The sequence below is a fragment of the Microcoleus sp. T2B6 genome, from assembly GCF_036700475.1.
Classification (GTDB): Bacteria; Cyanobacteriota; Cyanobacteriia; order Cyanobacteriales; family Microcoleaceae; genus Microcoleus.
Genome location: NZ_JAUBOZ010000001.1, coordinates 106,530 through 124,236, shown reverse-complemented (window position 1 = coordinate 124,236; position 17,707 = coordinate 106,530). Strand labels below are relative to the sequence as shown.

Below are 17,707 nucleotides of genomic sequence, written 5' to 3'. Positions count from 1 at the left end.
AGCCTGATCCGAAGTAGTAACCTCGGTTTTCGAGACAGATTCATTCGGAGTGGAAACCGGTGCGATCGGCTCTTTTTCCTCTTCAATTGTCACCGCTGGTGTCACAGCCTGATCCGAAGTAGTAACCTCGGTTTTCGAGACAGATTCATTCGGAGTGGAAACCGGTGCGATCGGCTCTTTTTTAGCTTCCTCAGTCGGCGTCACTTTTGTTTCCAAAACCGCCGCATCTTTAGTTGCCACAGAATTAGTGACAGGTTTTGCATCTTCTTTGGCAGGCTCTAACTTCAGTTCAACGTAGGGCTTAGCATAAGCAATCAAAGCCTGACCCATATCCGTTTTTCGCCAATCTTTATCGGCATTAATCACGCTATCTAAATTCACAGCTTGACCCGTTGCACCCCGCACCTGAAATACGAAGTCATTGTAATCGCGATCGCTCCCTAAATCGACTCGCATATCCTCCATTGTAAAAGTCTTGCCGCTACCCGTTACATCGGCAATTTGACCCACATGAAATCCCTCAGCAGGATTCGCTGTCACCATCGAGAATAAAGGACGTTTGTCTCCTCCTATCGCCGGATTGTTAAGTACCTCTTGTACAGTCCCATTAGGCACTAACATCACCCCGAATTCCTCCCCCGGAGTCATCGCAAAAGTCTTAAGTCCTAAGTAAACTCCATCGTTATAATTGCCTTCGAGTAAATTCCCCGTAAATTTTGCACCTTCACTCAAGTCATTAATAACTACATGACCATTTGCAGAATTGCTAAGTGCTCTCGAAGCCGCTTCTTTGAGAAACTCTTCCGAACCTGGAGAAAACTTATCCATTCCTTTGAGACTGATAATAGCTAATTGACCCTTATACAAACCGCCGTCCAATAAGAAATCAATGCCGACTTGACCTGTAGAGTCAACAACAAATTTCCCGGATGTAAAGGAATTATCGGCTACTGGATCTGATGTAGGAACGGTTGGACTTAATTCTTTTGGTGTTCCAAATGCGACGACTTCTGTATTGTCTGTAGATGGTTTGTTGTTGTCTGTGCTGTTAGTTGAAGATTTTTCTTGGTTGCTGTCTTTGCTGGTATCGGCGGCTGTAGCGGCAGGTTTTTCTGCTGTTTTGTTGCTGTCTTGGCTGATATCGGCGACTGTAGCGGCAGGTTTTTCTGCTGGCGAGTTATCTGGTTTAATCGCTTCTGAACTTGTTGTTGCTTTTGGTTCTGAGACAGAAGTATTTTGGGCGATCGCAATTTCTGTCTTAGTTTCTTTTTCGGCTAAAGTAGCGGGAGTTTTCTCAGATGGTATTTTCTCGGCACTCTGAGGATTAGTCAAAGAATCTGCTGCTGTAATAGTGTCATCTTTAATTGCACTTAACGGTGCATCGTTGCTGATTCCTGTCAGCGTATCTTTGACATCTGTACCTGACGGGGAACCGGATAAGGTGTCGCGAACACTACTGCTGCTGCTTGCTGACTCGCTTAAACCGCTTTTGAGAGTGTCTGAAATAATTAATGAATCATCGGATTTTTTGCTATTTGGCTGGGTAATCGCATTTTTCGAGTTCAGCGTGTCATTCGGATTGGAGAGCTTTTCTGGTTCAATAACTGGCTGAGTTTTGGTATCAGCTATCAAAGCACTGCCGCCGATATTTTGACTGTTGCTTAAAGGGTTGAGGATGGGAGTTTTGGCCGCACTTCCCGGTAAAGTGTCAGTTGTCAAAACATCGGTTAGCAGAAGGTTGCTGGAAACTTCATTTGTGGTAGCCATTGAGATTGCACTCCTAGTCTAGGATTGAATTAAAAGTGATATAATGAGCTGAAAGGGGGTGATCGCCCGTTTGTCTAAAAGTGCGTGAAGCGAAGCTATCCCGAAGGGAATCGGCCTCTTGTTATTACTTACGGAATCCGGCTCAACTTTTTCCGCAAATCTGGAAACTTTTTTTCAAAGCTTGCGAAGTCAAGACTTAACCCGAAAGACCGCCAGGAATTAATTCCCACAGCGAGAAGCTAAAGTCCTCTAAAGAGGACTAATAGACATGGGAATAATTTCTGTTTTCACCTGAACATGACCAGAATAATAGATATTTTTATTGGAAATATCTAATTAATTCTTCAGTCCTCTTCAGAGGACTTTCGCTATGAGGCGGGGGTTTAAACCCCCGCCGGACTTTCGCTATGAGGCGAAACTTTAAACTCCCGACGGACTACAACGAAGTGCAATATCTCAGATTAAGCAACGGTTGAATTCAAAACTTTTTGTTGCTGTTTGTGCTTCATCCGCCAACTGGAAACAACAGCACCAAAAGCTAAAGTACCCAACACAGTAGTTGGTTCGGGAACAGGTTCAGCAACCCGATAACCATGATTATCACTCTCAAATGCAGGATTACTAGAAGCTAGAACTAATTTGTTAAAATACTCGTTTTTTTCTGCAAAAAAATTCACATAAGCATTAACGGAATCATTATTGCCACTCAACAATTTTAGAAGAACATTGTCTTGGTAGAAAGCAATGCTATTATAACTATCAAAGGAACCTAAGTACATACCAAAGTAATCAATTTTTTCAGCAAAGCTAATGCTGACATTATTATTTCCTCGACCATCGCCAAATGGCGCAACTGTAAGGTATTTCGTGTAGTCATCGCTTGGTGCAGAAAAAACATAGCTGATGTGGCCTGAAACAACAGTAGGGCCGATACCAGGAGCCGAGTAAATAACAGGGCCAGATGTGGGCGCACCTGACTCGAAATCAATTATTTTTGCCCCAGGTACGCTAGAGAATTGCCCTTGTCCGGGAACTGATTTACCTCCAAAAGACACCATAATCGCACTTACGGGATTGGTAATTCCAGCCCAAACTGTTGCTCCGATCGCAATCATTGATAATTTCTTCATAGTAGTCAGAGAAATGATTCTCCTGAAAAAGTAAAAAATGGCAATATTTCCGAAGGACGATCGCCCTTTTTTCCAAAAGTGCGAGCGTCCTCTTGTTATTACTTACGGAAGGCGGGCAAACTTTTTACGCAACTCTGGAAACTTTTTTTGAAAAGGGCGAGCGCAAGTACGATCGCCCTTTCCCCCAAAAGCCCGCGCCAGCAAAGCCATACCCCAGGAAATCGCCCCCTTATTCTTACTTACGAAATCCAGCCAAACTTTTTCCGCAAACCTCAAAACTTTTGTCCAAAACCCCTAAAACGTAAATTTTTGTAACAATTGCCCCAGAAATGCGTAAAAACTTCCGACGATATCCGAAATATAAATAGAAGTTCCACCAGACTGCACAAAAATGCCCAGAGGAGTGAGGAGAGCCCGATGGACGAAATACTTCGACAGCTAGCCCTAGAAGCTCAACAGCACCCAGCCGGAAGCCAAGAGCGACAGATAGCATTAACCAAATTGATAGACCAAATTTACCGTCATAACAGACTTACTCGTCCCCACATAAATGACGACAACCTTCGTCATCTTTATGAAGACATTTACAGCGAAGCCCGGTTGAAAATAGTTGAGCATATCTGTCAAAACATTGACATCTATGATTCACAAAAACCAGTCATGCCTTGGGTGAATCATTTCTTTAAGTTTAGATTTCAAGATGTGTGCGATCGATATAGAAGAAGAGAAAGAATAACTCAAGGTTTATCGGTAGATGAATTAGACAAATTTGAACAGAAAGAATGGGAGATTTATCAACAAAATTATCCACGACTGGAAATTATGGAAGATACCGAAAGACTACGGAAATTAATAGAAGAAGATCCAGATCATCTTTTCCGAAATAAAACTATCAGAGGTCGTCCCGATATCACTTGGCAAGTCATAGCTTTAGCCAGATTAGATGATGAAAAATGGGAGACTATATCTCAAAGATTTGACAAAAACATTTCAACACTCCAAAGTTTTTACGACCGAAATATGCGGAAATTTTCAGATTACATTCGTAATAAATTACAGTAGGAATTGAGCGGAAGCGGAGAAATTAATGATGAGTAAAATGATCGAACCAATAACTTTCACAGTGCCATTATCTTTTGAAGCCCACGAAATCGCCCAACAGTGCGGCAAACAATCCAGTCCGAAAAAATTCAAACAAGTTTATCTCAATACCCTCGCAGTGTATGCAGTAGATTTTTACCTTCGCTGCATGGGATTTGAGACAGATTGGCCGGTTAGCGATAGTCGCAATCCGTTAATGCTGAAACTTATGGATGTAGCAGATTTAGACGTTAAACAAATAGGAAAAATAGAATGCCGTCCCGTCTTGCCAGATGCCGACGCTTGTCAGATTCCCTACGATGCTTGGGGAGACAGAATTGGTTATGTAGCCGTACAGTTAGACCAATCTTTGAAACAAGCAACGCTGTTAGGATTTACCAGAACAGTAGCTAAACAAGTGCCTCTGAGTGCACTGAATTCCCTCGAAGATTTGCTCGTCTACATGAATCGAATAAAACAACTGAAACCAGTTAATTTGATGAACTGGTTCGATGAAATTTTTGATGCGGGATGGCAAGTAATTGACGATCTATTAAATCCCAAACAATTGCAACTTCGCTCTTTTAGAAGCAACAACGCATTACCCATCGATCGCGGCCAGAAAATAGATTTGGGAATGCAATTAGGAGAACAGTCCGTGGCACTGGTAGTCACGCTGCCCCCAGAACCGGATTCAGAAGTGGATATTCAGGTGCGAGTGTATCCCATGGGAAATCAAACTTATTTGCCTCCTGGGTTGAAATTGATGCTGATGGATGAGTCAGAAGAAGTGATTTTCAAGGCTGAATCGAGAGAGGCTGACAACTTTCTTAATTTTGAATTTTGTTCAGACTTAAGAGAATTGTTCAGCATTACTGTAGGACTGGGAGATGTAAATGTGAAGCAATCTTTTCGTTTGTAATTGTATCCGGTCGGCGTTATGTAGAGCGTCTAAGCCATTTTTATTGGTTCCTGATTCCTCGTTACTAGGCTCTGCCTATTGGTGACAAGTTAACGTTAAACTGATAGTCTCTCTTGTTTGTATCGAAATCTGATCCCCCCTAACCCCCCTTAATAAGGGGGGAACCGGAAATGGATCAAAGTCAACCCCTACTCCCCAACAACCCGGGAGATTTAGGGGGATCTAGACTTCGCCTAAAAGCGACATTTATTATGAATTCCCGTCTTAAGTTGTCACCAATGGGCATAGCCTGGAAACGAGGAATCCGTTGCCAAACATCCGTTACATCCGTTACAAAATCCGCTGCCGAACTCCCCTATGTCATCATTAACATTTCAAAACTTTCGCGGTCAAAATCTCCAAGGTTGTTCTTTCAAAGGCCTTGATCTGACTAATACAGATTTCTCCAATGCAGATATCAGAGGGGCAGATTTTACCAATGCAATTCTCGATGAGGCTAATTTCAATCACGCTCAGTGCGGACTAGCTAGAAAATCGCAAATCAAAATCTTCATAATTGTAGCACTGCTCTCGGCTATATCAGGAATAGCTGCTGTAATTGCTGTTGATAATACCTTCAAATCTCTCATTCCCAAAACAACCGAGCATATCGGTTTTCTACCAACTGCAATCATCTTATTCGTCAATGCTATTCTGTTGACTACCATGATTCGCCAAGGGATACAAAAAGCTTTGGATTATTTAGGTATTGCGGCTGCTGTTTTTGTACCTTTAATTGGTTTTTTATCTGCGTTCTCGAATGATAAACATCCAATACTTTCCTGGTTAAGGTCTTTTAGAACTGGTGCCTTAATGAGTGCCTTGTCTGGCGAAACGAAGGCTAACGATATTCCGTTTTTAATTGTGACTTTAACTGCGGCTGTCGTTGCAACTACGATCGCCATTGTCGCTCTTCCTTTAGCCCTAACATTGGCTGAAGTTGTTCTGGGGAGGGCGATTGCAGCTTTGGCTTTATTTGAAGCTCTGGCTATAAGTGCGATCGCCACCGGAATTATTGCCAGAAATTCCTTGAGATATTTAAAAGCATCCGTGTTAATCCAAGCTGGAGTAGTTGACAACACAAACAATAAATGCTATGATTTCCTGAATAATTGTGTCAAAAACTTTCCCGATCCGCCTGTAGTTATTTTGGCGATCGCTGGAGCTGTCATTTTAGCTGTAGCTTTGGTATTATTAGGAACTCACATTGCTCAGAGAGTTTTAGCCGAAGATGATAAATACGCCGTAATTCGCCAGTTAGCGATCGTCATTGGTGCGGCTGGCGGCACCAGCTTTTGCGGCGCTCAATTAGCCAATACTAACTTCAGCTACGCCACCCTCAAAAACAGCGATTTTAGATTTGCTACTATCCACCGAACTATGTGGCATCACGCTCGTTTTCTCGACTGGGCAATAGTGGACGAGACAATATTAATTAATCCTGCAGTGCGAGAGTTGCTTGTCACCAGCAACGGCTATCACAAATCTTATCAAGGCATGGATTTGAGAGGAGCAAACCTGATAGGTGCAGACCTCAGCTATGCCCAACTTCAAACAGCAGACCTCAGTCAAGCGACTTTGGAAGCAGCTAATTTAGAATATGCAATATTTAGTCAAGTTCAGGCGATCGGCACTGATTTTAGCAATGCCAAAATGACTGGTGTTTGCGGTTTAGGAACCTGGAATATTGACAGCACTACCCAACTCGAATGGGTAGATTGTAAGTATGTTTATTTGCTAGAAGAACCGAAGCCGGGAACGGACGATCGCGAACGCCGTCCCAGCGGTAACGACAACTATCAACCAGGAGAATTTACCACTTTTTTTGCAGAAGTTGTAAATACAGTTGACTTGATTTTTAAGTACGGTGTTGACTGGAAAGCTTTCATGGAATCTTTCCAACAGGTGCAACGAAAAAATCCTGGCATAAAACTCAATATTCAAAGTATTGAAAATAAAGGCAATGGAATTGTCATTAAACTCGCCGTACCTCCTGAAACCGACAAAGCACAAATTAACAATGATTTCAATAGTTTCTATCAAGAAGCGCTACAAGTCCTAGGAACAGAAGCGCCGGCCCTGCAAAACTCAGCAGAACAACGCAAATACTTGCTGTCAGTAATGGAGGATATAGTCAGACCGTTGTCTGAACAAGTAGTCATCTTAAACTTGGCTAGCGGCGACTTGAAACAAGGGTTTGACGTGACAGTTGAGATTTTGTGCGATCGCCAGCGCTTAGCAATAAAATTAGAAGGCAAATTACCACCCCAACCAATAATTTTCCAACATTATCAACAGTGGCAAGAAATGTATAACATTCAAAACCATCGGCGAAAAAACCGTGCCATAAAAATAAAACCCGGTATCACTCACTGTTCCATACAGGAGCTAAAAACCTTAGCTGAAGAAGTAGAAATAGATGTAAATAAGTGGCTAGAATCCGAACAATTTTTCTCAATCAAGCAGGGATTACAGGACAAGTTAAACAGCACTGACGAAGTGCGGGTCATCATCCAAACAGAAGATAACTTACTGCGAAAACTCCCCTGGCATCAATGGAAATTTTTTAATGCTTACTGTCAACCAGAAGTAGCTTTAAGTCGCAAGGAATCTAACAGAGTAAAAAAATCAGTACGACCCAGAAAAAAAGTAAGAATTTTGGCAATTTTGGGCGACAGTACAGAAATCAATGTCGATAAAGACAGGCAGATATTGGAGAATTTGTCAGAAGCAGAAACCATATTTTTGGTAGAACCAAATTACCAGAAACTTAAGGAATATCTCACCGATGAAATAGGCTGGGATATTTTGTGTTTTTCGGGTCACAGTCAGAGCGAAGTAGATGGCAGTACGGGGGTGATTTGTATCAATAAAACAGATAAGTTAACTGTAGAACAGCTAAAAGATTCCTTGAAAATAGCTATTAAACACGGTTTGGAAATAGCAATTTTTAACTCTTGCGATGGCTTAGGCTTGGGTAAGCAATTAGCTGATTTAGATATCCCTCAAATTATCGTGATGCGTGAACCGGTGCCGGATTTAATCGCCCAGGAGTTTCTGAAAGTTTTTCTCAAAGCTTTTGCTGGCGGCAATTCTTTTTATGTTTCCGTGCGGGAAGCACGAGAAAAACTCAAACAGCGTTGGGATCGGGAAATTCCCGGTGCTAGCTGGTTGCCTGTTATCTATCAGAATCAAGCTGAGTTTCCCAAGACTTGGCGAGGATTGCAAGGGAATACTTAAGGGCGAGTAATTATTTTACTGCTAGTTGATTTTTAGGAGGTATTAATGTCTGTATTTACTCAAAAATTGTTGCTATATGTCTGTCACCATAAACGCTATTTACGAGTACAAAAAAGTCATAATGCCTCCCACGGCTTTACTTTGATTGAATTGTTGGTTGTGATATTTATCATTGGGATATTATCAGCTATTGCTTTACCTACTTTCTTCAGATTAATCAGCAAAGCTAAAGAAAGTGAAGCTACACAATATATTAGTTATCTGAACAAACATCAAACTGCACAATATTTAGAAGGATCGGGATTTACGAACTCTTTCGGGACGATCTCATTTCCACAGCCGGAAACACCGAGTTCGGCGGCTGGTATTTTGAAATCTGTTGGCTTTTCCGTGGCAGAAACAAACAATTATTTATACGGGATAAAACTTGCCATTTATAATAACAATCCGCTGGCTGTTCAAGTAGCTTTGTCTAAACAATTAGGCGTTCAATCTTATTTCGGAATTGTGTATATCAAAGACAACAGCATTACCTGCGGGCCAGTTGCATTACCTATCAGCTTGTCTTCTCCCGTGTTTCAACAGTTAGGAATATTAAACAATTTGATCTCGAATCCAGGGAATTATTGCTCTCAGTTGTTTTCATGAAAAGATTGATAAGTAAGCCCACAGAAAAAACAGCATACACAGAGCCCCGACTTTTTAAAGAAGTCGGGGATCTAAAAGAAGAGCATTTTACGTTGAATAGTGACAAGATGATTCAGTAACTAAAGCATCAATATTTCTTTCTCATCTTTCTGTTAGAAGCTCTTTTAGGCAATTGCTTAATTTGACGATCGCCTACTGGGAGTTTGACTTCTATGCAGTCTTCTTCCGGTTCTGCGACTTGGGAATCGACAATTTCCTCTTCATCATTAATGCCACTGATTTCAGCCTCTTCAACTTCCTGAAATTCCGACGACTGCGGTTGATGTTCTATTAGCTGGACTGCTAATTGTTTTATGTTCTGACTAATTTCAGTTTCTCGGCTTTCATTCTCTGTTTCCGGGGTCGAGAAATCTGCCTCTGACGCTGAACAGTCATCTACTTCTTGACTAACTTCACTTTCTATGATTTGATTATCTACGATCTCCATTGGTAGCGGCTGCTGTGAGGCTAACAACTCTTCAACTCGCTCTGCAAGTATTCTTAGCTGTTCGTTGAGAACCCGAATTTCTCGGTTTTGCTGCTGAATCATTTCTTCGGCATCAGCAAGAGTTCGATTTCTCTCTAATATCACCTCATTTTTAGTTTCTAATTCCAAAGCGCTCATAGCCGCTTTAATTACATTATAAAAATGCGGCTTAGATACATCAACTTGTTTAGCATTATGGCGACTTTTTCCCAAAAGTCCAATCTTTTGTCCTTGCTTAACAGCCAAAACAAAACCTTGATGATTTTTTATTTTTAATTCTTTGACAAAATCTACTTGAACTAAACTGCAAATATATTTGTGACAGTCAAAATAAAATTCTGCTTTCATTAAAAAGCACCCCTTCCTGCTACAGTCCCGCAGAATTATAGCACGAACAGAGTTTTTGCGGTAAATAAAAAGAAATAAATAATCGATCGCCCATTTTGATCAAAACTAAATTTCATCCTCAACAACATCTTCCGGCAACTCTACCACACCCGCAATCAACTTCCAACAAGGGTCATCTCCCTCCCAATCATCGGGCCGCCAAGGCATACTCAAACTCACTGTTACCAAACAAGCTTTTTGCGGTCGATACCCCAATTCTAACTTTCTAATAAACACTGGATCGGTAATTGTTGCAGTCAATCTTTGACCCTGCTGCGTGACAAGAGATCCTTCCCATTTATTACCACCTTCAAATCTTTGACTTAGCTTTTTTACCGTAAATCTTACTGCTTTGACTAATTGCAAAGTTAAGCGATCGCACATTGGCAAAGACTGCATATATGCCACCGTAACATATCGCAAATCGTTGTGCAAAATATATTCTTGACTCTGGCAATATTTCAGCAAATATGCTGGCGGAACTTTCCCTACTTGCCGCCATTTTCCCGGTAAAACAGAAAGATTTTCACACTCAAAGCCAAAGTCCGGCCCCGTCTTTGCCAGAGGAATTTCTAGAACATCTAACAACGCGGGTTCAAGTCTATTTATCTGCCGCATTTCTTTAGGAATTTGGCCATCTGGTAAGTCGGAAACCGGACGCACCCACTTACCTTGAAGTTCATTAATTCCGGCGATGCACCTGTCGCCGCGTTTCCAGGAATTAGCGAGACAAATTATCCGAGTCATTCGATTTTAGATTTTAGATTTTAGATTTTAGATTAGTGGTAGGGTGCGTCAGACGAAGTTCTAGGGCGATGATTGAAAATCTCCGATCTGACGCACCTTACTAAATATTAAAGATGATTAATTGTAACATTTTTCCACTTCTTGCTGAGATATTCAGCAACTAAGCGGCGGTGACAATTATGAGGTTTTGGTTCGCTACAAAGCAGACACGCACAGTCTAAAATATCCGATGAAACCTTGTGTTCAATTTGTCTATCGCCCATTAAGCCCAAAAACTTCTGTTCATAAACCTCCCAATCTCCCTTTTTCTTTTTATAATCATCCAAAATATCTTGAGTCGGCGCTAAATCCAGAATGTGAACATACTCAATATTACCAATGGTTCGCAGAAAATATTCTAAATCTTTTCGCTTAGCAAAACCTGCTAACTGTGATACATTATTCAGCCGTGTATCGATCACCCTGCGGACTCCCGCTTGCATCAAAATCCCAAAAAAGTCCTCCGCACTTTTTTGAGTGAAACCAATTGTAAATAAATTAATGGCTTTCTTTTGTGACATAAGCGATTTCCAATCCGTGACGATAATAAGCTGTTTCTAAATCTACTATTTCCTGTTTAACTTGAGGCTCTAATTCAAACAAGCTTAGCTGAATTGGCTCATTATTTTTTTTGCCTTTGTTAAACTTGCTCAAAAGTCTTTCTTCTAAATGCTGGTGCGATTCTAAATTGCCATCGGAAAGAATGTGATTAATTTGTAAATTAAATTCTCTGAGTTTCTGGCAAACTAAAATAGTCCGATGACAAGTAATCGGGTCTTTTTCCGCACACATTAAACAGATTTTATAATTTGCTGCGCCTTGGATCAAGCGCTGAATTCCTTCGGAAAATAGAGGAGTTGCTGCTATGCGATCGTATAAAGCTTTGCCGCTAGTATCGTAACAGCTTAAATCCTCTGGTCTCGCGCCCAACTCTTTGCCTAAAAAAACATATTGAATGCCGACACTTGACAGAGAAGCTTTAATTTCGGATTTATTAAAATGAGGTAAATAGCGGCTAAAAGGATGCGATCGCACGTCCGCAACCGCCGTAATTCCGTGTTGTTGCAGCAGCAAAACAAACGCTTCAATACTCAGATTGGAGTGTCCGATCGTAAATAATTCCATTGCTTCGATCTTACTATTCAGTCTTTGCCTTGCGGAGGAGAATTTGTGTATCCCGATGGTTTCAACCTGTAGACTTCAACCTGTGGGTTTTTTCACCAACTTTTGAATCAAAAGTTGCACAGCCAGCAGCATCAAACCCAAAGATGCAAAAGCAAAAACACCCGCACCCAAAGCCACAATCCCCATGACTAAAGTTCGCACAGCCGCGCCAATGTTAATCGCAGTCACATTGTCAGAATGAATGGGGGAATTTGCAAAAGTTTGGACTATAGACAAAGTTAGCGCGTACAAAGCCGCCGCAAAGCCACCCGCGATCAGCGAACCCATCACGCACCGCAAAATCGTCGGCGGCGTGGAAGATGCAGAGGTTGCATCTCCAGCCGAACTCAGAGGTTTAGAAGTAGAATTTGGATTAGTTAAATCAGTCATGGCGATTTTAGATTTTAGATTTTAGATTTTAGATTTCTGGTTAATTCACCAAAACTAAAATCCCTGTTGCATGACATATTATCAGTTCTTCGATCTCAATAGACTCTGCGAAAAGTTAGATTAATCTTGACCCTCGCCTGTTAGACAGGTTTAACGGGCGATCGCGATCGCACCCTCTTCGAGTTACACCCTCGAAATCGGCGGTTTCGTCTCGTTTCCCTCCGAAAAAATCTGAATTCCAGTATTGCTAAACTGTGCTACCCAAAAATCCAAATCTGGAGAAGCGATCGCACTTTTAACCCGTTCCATAACTTGCTGAGCCTGCTCTGAAGACTCGGCCAGCGCAAACACCGTTGGCCCGGAACCCGACATCATCGTTCCCAAAGCCCCCGCCGACTCAAAAGCCTGCCGCAACTGCAACACCTGCGGGTACACAGGCAAAGCAACTTTTTCTAAATCGTTGTGCAGCAATTGACCAATTTTCGATCGATCTTTTTGGGCGATCGCCCCCACCATCGGGCCCGAATGCAGCCGTTGCCGGCGACACACCAAATCTTCCGCTGCACAATAGGAACTACTGAACTGCTGGCGATAAGTTTGATACGACCATGCAGTAGAAATACTGAGATTGCGGTACTTGGCCAACACCACAGAAAAGCCCCCCAAATCAGGCAGCGGCGACAGTTTATCTCCGCGACCAGTTGCCAAAGCCGTACCTCCAGCAATGCAAAAAGGCACATCCGAACCCAAAGTTCCCCCCAACTCTTGCAACTCCGACTGAGTAAGTCCCAATTGCCACAGCAAATCCATCCCGACTAAAACCGCGGCCGCATTGGCCGAACCGCCGGCAAGCCCCGCCGCCACTGGAATCTGCTTGTGAATGGCAATCTCGACTCCGCCGTATTTCGCCAAAGCATCGGGGAATTGCTTCGCCAACAAATCCGCCGCCCGGTAGGCCAGGTTATTCTTGTCAGGAGGGACTTGCGGGTGATCGCAGCGCACGCGAATCGTGTCCGTACCGATCGCGCGTAAGTCAATTCGATCGGCTAAATCTATACTTTGAAGTACCATCGCCAGTTCGTGATATCCGTCGGGGCGATCGCCTATGATTTCCAGATACAGATTGATTTTTGCGGAAGCTAGCAGAGAATATGAACGCATAGGTGATTAAGCCGCAGGTGAAAGAAACCCCTGGTTGCAATTAATTGGCACCAGTCCGAGTCCATTTTCTCACAACTCAAAGGAAATATTATGCAGGAAATGTGGAAAACTTTTTTTAGTTCCGGGCCATTTATTCCTCACGGCCACTGCTATCTCTGGCATACCCCGTTAGTCTGGCTTCACCTTGCCTCAGATTCTATAATTGCACTCGCGTATTTTTCCATCCCGATTACATTGGTTTATTTTATTTCCAAACGCGAAGATTTGCCATTTAATTGGATCTTTGCCCTGTTTGGAACCTTTATCGTCGCCTGTGGCATCACTCACATATTTGAACTCTGGACACTTTGGCATCCTACCTATTGGCTTTCAGGAACAATGAAAGCAATTACTGCCCTTATTTCCTTTGCTACAGCCATACTTTTGGTAGACTTAATGCCTCAAGCCCTAGCACTTCCCAGTCCCGCACAGTTAGAATCCGCCAACCGACTCCTAGAAGCTGAAATTGTCGATCGCCAATTAGCAGAAGCTGCACTAAAAAAAGCCAAAGAAGAATTAGAAATTAGAGTTGAGGAACGCACCGCAGAGTTAAAGTCTCAAACTCAACAGTTAGAAGTGACCAACCGACTCCTAGCATCGGAAATTGTCGAGCGGCAATTAGCAGAAGCTGCACTAAAAAAATCTAAAGAAGAATTAGAAATTAGAGTTGAGGAACGCACCGCAGAGTTAAAGTCTCAAACTCAACAGCTCGAACAAGCCTTGTCTGAATTGCAGCAGGCTCAATCAAAGCTAATTCAAAGCGAAAAAATGTCATCTTTGGGGCAATTAGTCGCTGGGGTTGCTCATGAAATCAACAATCCGATTAACTTTATTTACGCGAATGTTACTCACGCTCGCGAGTATGCCGATAGTTTGCTAGAATTGGTGAATATCTATCAAGAGCAGTATCCGAATCCCTTACCCACACTTAGAGAAAAACTCCAGTCTGTAGATTTAGATTTTATTATCTATGACCTACCAAAAATATTAATTTCTATGAAAAACGGGGCAGAGCGCATTCTCGGTATTGTCAAGTCGCTGCGAATTTTTTCGCGCCATGACGAAGCAGAAATGAAATTAGCCGACGTTCACGAAGGAATTGACAGCACACTGATGATTTTGCAAAGCAGATTGAATGCTAAGCCCGGTTTGGCGAAAATTCAAGTTATCAAAGAATATGGCAATTTACCCCAAATAGAGTGCTATCCGGGACAGCTAAATCAAGTGTTTATGAATATCCTGGCTAATGCTATTGATGCTTTAGAAGAAGACAGTCACAGCGAGGGGATTGCAGCCAATGAAGCTGATCGTCGCCTCATCAAAATTTCTACCAAAGTTTTAGAGAGTCAAGTGGTAGAAATCCGAATTAGCAACAACGGGCCAGAAATAACAGAATCGGTGAGGAACCAGTTATTTAATCCATTTTTTACCACTAAACCAGTAGGTAAAGGCACGGGATTGGGTTTATCGATTGGCTATCAAATTATCACAGTAAGACATAAAGGCGAATTGCACTGTATTTCTGCACCGGGGCAAGGTGTAGAATTTATTATAAAAATTCCCATGAGGCTGCAATAAACCTTTAAAAATCCCCATAAAACCTAAATTAAACTGTTAGGAGTCACAGCGAAAAGCCCGGATAAAAAAACACCCCGATATCCGAATTATTTAATAATTCTGGTATCTAACACAATCCTGAATTTCACACATCGCACATAATATTATTACTCAAACTTACCCATTGATCCACGCTTAAATCTTCAGCGCGAGATTGAGGATTTATCTGTAACTCTTCTAACAAGTGAACAAGTTTATCTAAGTCCACAGCCCCTTTCAAATTATTTCGCAGCATCTTGCGCTTGCTACCAAATCCCAACTTAACTAAATTCTCCAAATAGCGCGGATTAACCGCCACAGTTTCTATCTGTCTGGGAAGCAGCCGCACCACGGCCGAATCGACTTTTGGCGGCGGAAAAAAGTCTTTAGACGGCACATCGCAAATTAACTCGCATTCTGCTAAATACTGCACCCGCACTGATAGCGCGCCAAAAGCTGTCGAACCCGGTTTAGCGTAAAGCCTTTGGGCCACTTCTTTCTGCACTAATAGCACGATCGCATCGAAGGGTTTAGCCGCAGGAACAGATATCGTTCCCAGCAGTTTTTGCAGGATCGGGCCGGTAATATTATAAGGAATGTTGGCAACAACTTTATTGGGATTTTGGAATTTGGGAAAGGCCGTTAGTTCAGCCTCTAAGTCCATTTCCAGGATGTCGCCTTGTAGCAGTAAAAAATTGTCGGTTTTGCCGAGTTGTTTGGCTAGCTTGAGACACAAATCTCGATCGATCTCCACAGCAACAACAGACTCAGCCGCAGGCAGTAAACGCCGAGTCAAAATCCCCGTGCCCGGCCCAATTTCTAGGACGCGATCGCGATCCAAAGAAGCCGCTTTCACAATCTTATCTAAGGCTTTCTCGCTTTTGAGCCAATGTTGAGCAAACTGTTTTCGGGGTCTGGTCGATCGCATTTTTTGAATTTTTGGAGAAATCTTAGCCTGTCATTCTATCACAGCTCAATATCTCTTCCCAACCTACGGTGATGTTTATTTTTGTTAACAGGGGTTGAATTAACCAAAAAACTTGGGCACTATAATAAGGACAAACGATAAAAAATAAATTTATTTCTTCCCAATTACCAACAGGACAACACGTAAGTCACGGAGGCACGGATAGCGGTTTTTTCAAATAACCAATAACAAATAACCAATAACAAATAACCAAGAACCAATTACCACTTCCCCAAAAATGAAATTCCAACGAGTATTTGGTACATTACCCAAAACCACAGCCAGCGCCCCCGGCAGAGTAAACCTGCTGGGCGAACACACAGACTACAACGATGGATTTGTACTTCCAACTGCGATTCCCCAGCGCACCACAGTACAAATCGGCTTCAGCAGTGACGATCGACACCATGTTTATTCAGCAGAATATGACGAACTCATAAATTTTTCAGACGACGATACCATACCGCAAAAATTCGTCAGTTATATCTGTGGCTGCCTGAGACTTGTAGAAAAAGAAGGATACAAAATACCGCCAATAAATCTCTACATTACCTCGACTGTGCCGATCGGAGCCGGTTTGTCCAGCAGCGCCGCTTTAGAAATAGCCACCCTCAGAGGAGTGCGCGCCCTGCTGAACCTCCCCCTAGACGACGTGCGGCTAGCTCAAATCGGACAGCAAGTCGAAATCCGGTATGCCGGCTTGAACTGTGGCATCATGGATCAAATGGCGTCGAGTTTAGCAGACACCAACACCATGCTATTGATCGACACCCGCAGCCTCGAATGCCGCCCGATACCTTTTCCCACAAACACAGAAATTTTAATAATTGACAGTGGCGAAAGCCACGAACTGGCAGCAGGAAGCGGCTACAACCAGCGGCGCGCCGAGTGTGAGGAATCCGCGCGGATATTGGGAGTTAAGGCTCTCAGGGATATCGCCGACCCCCAAGCTGTCGAAGTATTGCCGGAACCCCTCAGAAGGCGAGCGCGCCACGTGGTTACGGAAAACAACCGCGTACTCGAAGCGGTAAAATCTTTGCCAGCAAAACGTTTTGGCGAGTTAATGAATGCTTCCCATGCCAGTCAGCGCGACGACTACGAAGTTTCGGTGCCGGCAGTAGACACGCTGGCGGCAATCTTGCAGTCAATTCCGGGAGTGTTCGGCGCAAGGCTGACGGGCGGAGGTTTTGGCGGTGCTTGCGTAGCGCTGGTGGAGAGTGGGAAAGCGGATGTTATCGCATCAGAGGCGATCGATCGCTACCAGCGCGCAGGTTATAGCGGCCGCGTTTTGGTTCCCGAAGTTAAAGTTAATTCTTAACTCCAGAACTATCTCCAGGTAGAGAAGGCCAGCGCACAGTGACGATCGTCGAATCCTCCTCGGCCGACCAATAATGAGGCACTCCCGGTAGCCAGAGAGCATAATCTCCTTCGCGAGACAGCAAGATTTCTTGCTCTGGAAATTGCAGGCGAAACCGCCCTTTTACCAGGATAGAAAGCGTTGTGGCTTCCGCATTTACCGCCCACTGAGTCCTACAATCTCCGGCGGGGTGAGTGCCCCATTTTACCTCTAAAACAGAAGTCGATCGCGGGTCATCTTCAGGAGTCATAAAGTGACCCGCAAACCAACCGCCCCGACTTGCACCTTCAGCGCCCGCATTTCCGAAAACCACTTGAGATGACATCAATTAATCAGGTAAACAACAAATAGCTTGAGAGCACAAACTCTACGTTTTGTACTCAAGGACATCCCGCTCGATCGCTCGTGTCGTAGGGACACTCCAAGAGTCCAGAGGTGTCAACTTAACGTACAACCGATAGTCCGACAGTCCGACAGGGGTTGAAACCCCTGCCTCAAAGCTAAAGTC

The 17,707-nt window shown here is 43.1% G+C and carries 16 protein-coding genes; 6 read left to right on the top strand and 10 right to left on the bottom strand.

All coding sequences use genetic code 11. The annotated features are described in order from the left end of the window. Both QUA00_RS00555 and QUA00_RS00550 read right to left on the bottom strand, forming a co-directional pair. Positions 1-1,767: DUF4114 domain-containing protein (locus QUA00_RS00555; RefSeq protein ID WP_333408359.1), on the bottom strand; the 1,767-nt coding region annotated here is incomplete at its 3' end. A gap of 461 nt (positions 1,768-2,228) precedes the next feature. After that, positions 2,229-2,897 (bottom strand): Npun_F0296 family exosortase-dependent surface protein, encoded by a 669-nt coding sequence (locus tag QUA00_RS00550; protein ID WP_333408358.1) that lies wholly within the window; start codon positions 2,895-2,897, stop codon positions 2,229-2,231. 417 nt (positions 2,898-3,314) lie between these two features. Here QUA00_RS00550 and QUA00_RS00545 point away from each other — a divergent pair, with 417 nt between their 5' ends. The 4 genes from QUA00_RS00545 (at position 3,315) to QUA00_RS00530 (ending at position 8,826) form a co-directional block, all read left to right on the top strand. Continuing rightward, a complete protein-coding gene (locus QUA00_RS00545; protein WP_333408357.1) occupies positions 3,315-3,959 on the top strand; it encodes a hypothetical protein in 645 nt (214 codons plus the stop codon). 28 nt (positions 3,960-3,987) lie between these two features. Beyond that, on the top strand, positions 3,988-4,899 hold the full coding sequence (locus QUA00_RS00540) for a DUF1822 family protein (RefSeq protein ID WP_333408356.1): 912 nt from the start codon (positions 3,988-3,990) through the stop codon (positions 4,897-4,899). A gap of 357 nt (positions 4,900-5,256) precedes the next feature. Further along, positions 5,257-8,178 carry a pentapeptide repeat-containing protein gene (locus tag QUA00_RS00535; RefSeq protein ID WP_333408355.1) on the top strand — a complete coding sequence of 974 codons (2,922 nt, stop codon included), beginning with the start codon at positions 5,257-5,259 and terminating at the stop codon, positions 8,176-8,178. Positions 8,179-8,223: 45 nt separating this feature from the next. Next, positions 8,224-8,826: a prepilin-type N-terminal cleavage/methylation domain-containing protein gene (locus QUA00_RS00530; protein ID WP_333141314.1), complete on the top strand. Its 603-nt coding sequence runs from the start codon at positions 8,224-8,226 to the stop codon at positions 8,824-8,826. Between the two features lie 127 nt (positions 8,827-8,953). Here the strand turns inward: QUA00_RS00530 and QUA00_RS00525 are convergent, their stop codons facing one another. The 6 genes from QUA00_RS00525 to ispE form a co-directional block, all read right to left on the bottom strand. Continuing rightward, on the bottom strand, positions 8,954-9,700 hold the full coding sequence (locus tag QUA00_RS00525; protein WP_333309255.1) for a hypothetical protein: 747 nt from the start codon (positions 9,698-9,700) through the stop codon (positions 8,954-8,956). A gap of 105 nt (positions 9,701-9,805) precedes the next feature. Beyond that, a complete protein-coding gene (locus tag QUA00_RS00520; protein ID WP_333141310.1) occupies positions 9,806-10,486 on the bottom strand; it encodes a dual OB domain-containing protein in 681 nt (226 codons plus the stop codon). Between the two features lie 107 nt (positions 10,487-10,593). Beyond that, entirely contained in the window at positions 10,594-11,046 is a 453-nt protein-coding gene (locus QUA00_RS00515; protein WP_333408354.1) for a DUF488 domain-containing protein, read from the bottom strand. Next, positions 11,024-11,650 carry a DUF488 domain-containing protein gene (locus QUA00_RS00510; protein WP_333408353.1) on the bottom strand — a complete coding sequence of 209 codons (627 nt, stop codon included), beginning with the start codon at positions 11,648-11,650 and terminating at the stop codon, positions 11,024-11,026. The genes QUA00_RS00515 and QUA00_RS00510 overlap by 23 nt, the downstream gene beginning before the upstream one ends. A 75-nt stretch (positions 11,651-11,725) precedes the next feature. Next, positions 11,726-12,079 (bottom strand): DUF3082 domain-containing protein, encoded by a 354-nt coding sequence (locus QUA00_RS00505; protein WP_333141306.1) that lies wholly within the window; start codon positions 12,077-12,079, stop codon positions 11,726-11,728. A 183-nt stretch (positions 12,080-12,262) separates the two neighbouring features. Continuing rightward, positions 12,263-13,240, bottom strand: coding sequence for a 4-(cytidine 5'-diphospho)-2-C-methyl-D-erythritol kinase (ispE, locus tag QUA00_RS00500; protein WP_333141304.1), 978 nt, complete (start codon positions 13,238-13,240; stop codon positions 12,263-12,265). A 90-nt stretch (positions 13,241-13,330) separates the two neighbouring features. Between ispE and QUA00_RS00495 the strand changes: the two genes are divergently transcribed. Next, positions 13,331-14,857 (top strand): ATP-binding protein, encoded by a 1,527-nt coding sequence (locus QUA00_RS00495; RefSeq protein ID WP_333408352.1) that lies wholly within the window; start codon positions 13,331-13,333, stop codon positions 14,855-14,857. A gap of 124 nt (positions 14,858-14,981) precedes the next feature. Here QUA00_RS00495 and rsmA read toward each other — a convergent pair whose 3' ends face one another. Further along, complete coding sequence (gene rsmA / locus QUA00_RS00490; RefSeq protein WP_333408351.1) at positions 14,982-15,803, bottom strand: 16S rRNA (adenine(1518)-N(6)/adenine(1519)-N(6))-dimethyltransferase RsmA; 822 nt, start codon at positions 15,801-15,803, stop codon at positions 14,982-14,984. A gap of 277 nt (positions 15,804-16,080) precedes the next feature. Between rsmA and galK the strand changes: the two genes are divergently transcribed. Beyond that, complete coding sequence (galK, locus tag QUA00_RS00485) at positions 16,081-17,160, top strand: galactokinase (protein WP_333408350.1); 1,080 nt, start codon at positions 16,081-16,083, stop codon at positions 17,158-17,160. On the opposite strand, the gene QUA00_RS00480 is transcribed toward galK, so the two are convergent. Then, positions 17,150-17,524, bottom strand: coding sequence for a signal peptidase I (locus QUA00_RS00480; RefSeq protein WP_333141296.1), 375 nt, complete (start codon positions 17,522-17,524; stop codon positions 17,150-17,152). The genes galK and QUA00_RS00480 overlap by 11 nt on opposite strands. Between the last annotated feature and the right edge of the window lie 183 nt (positions 17,525-17,707).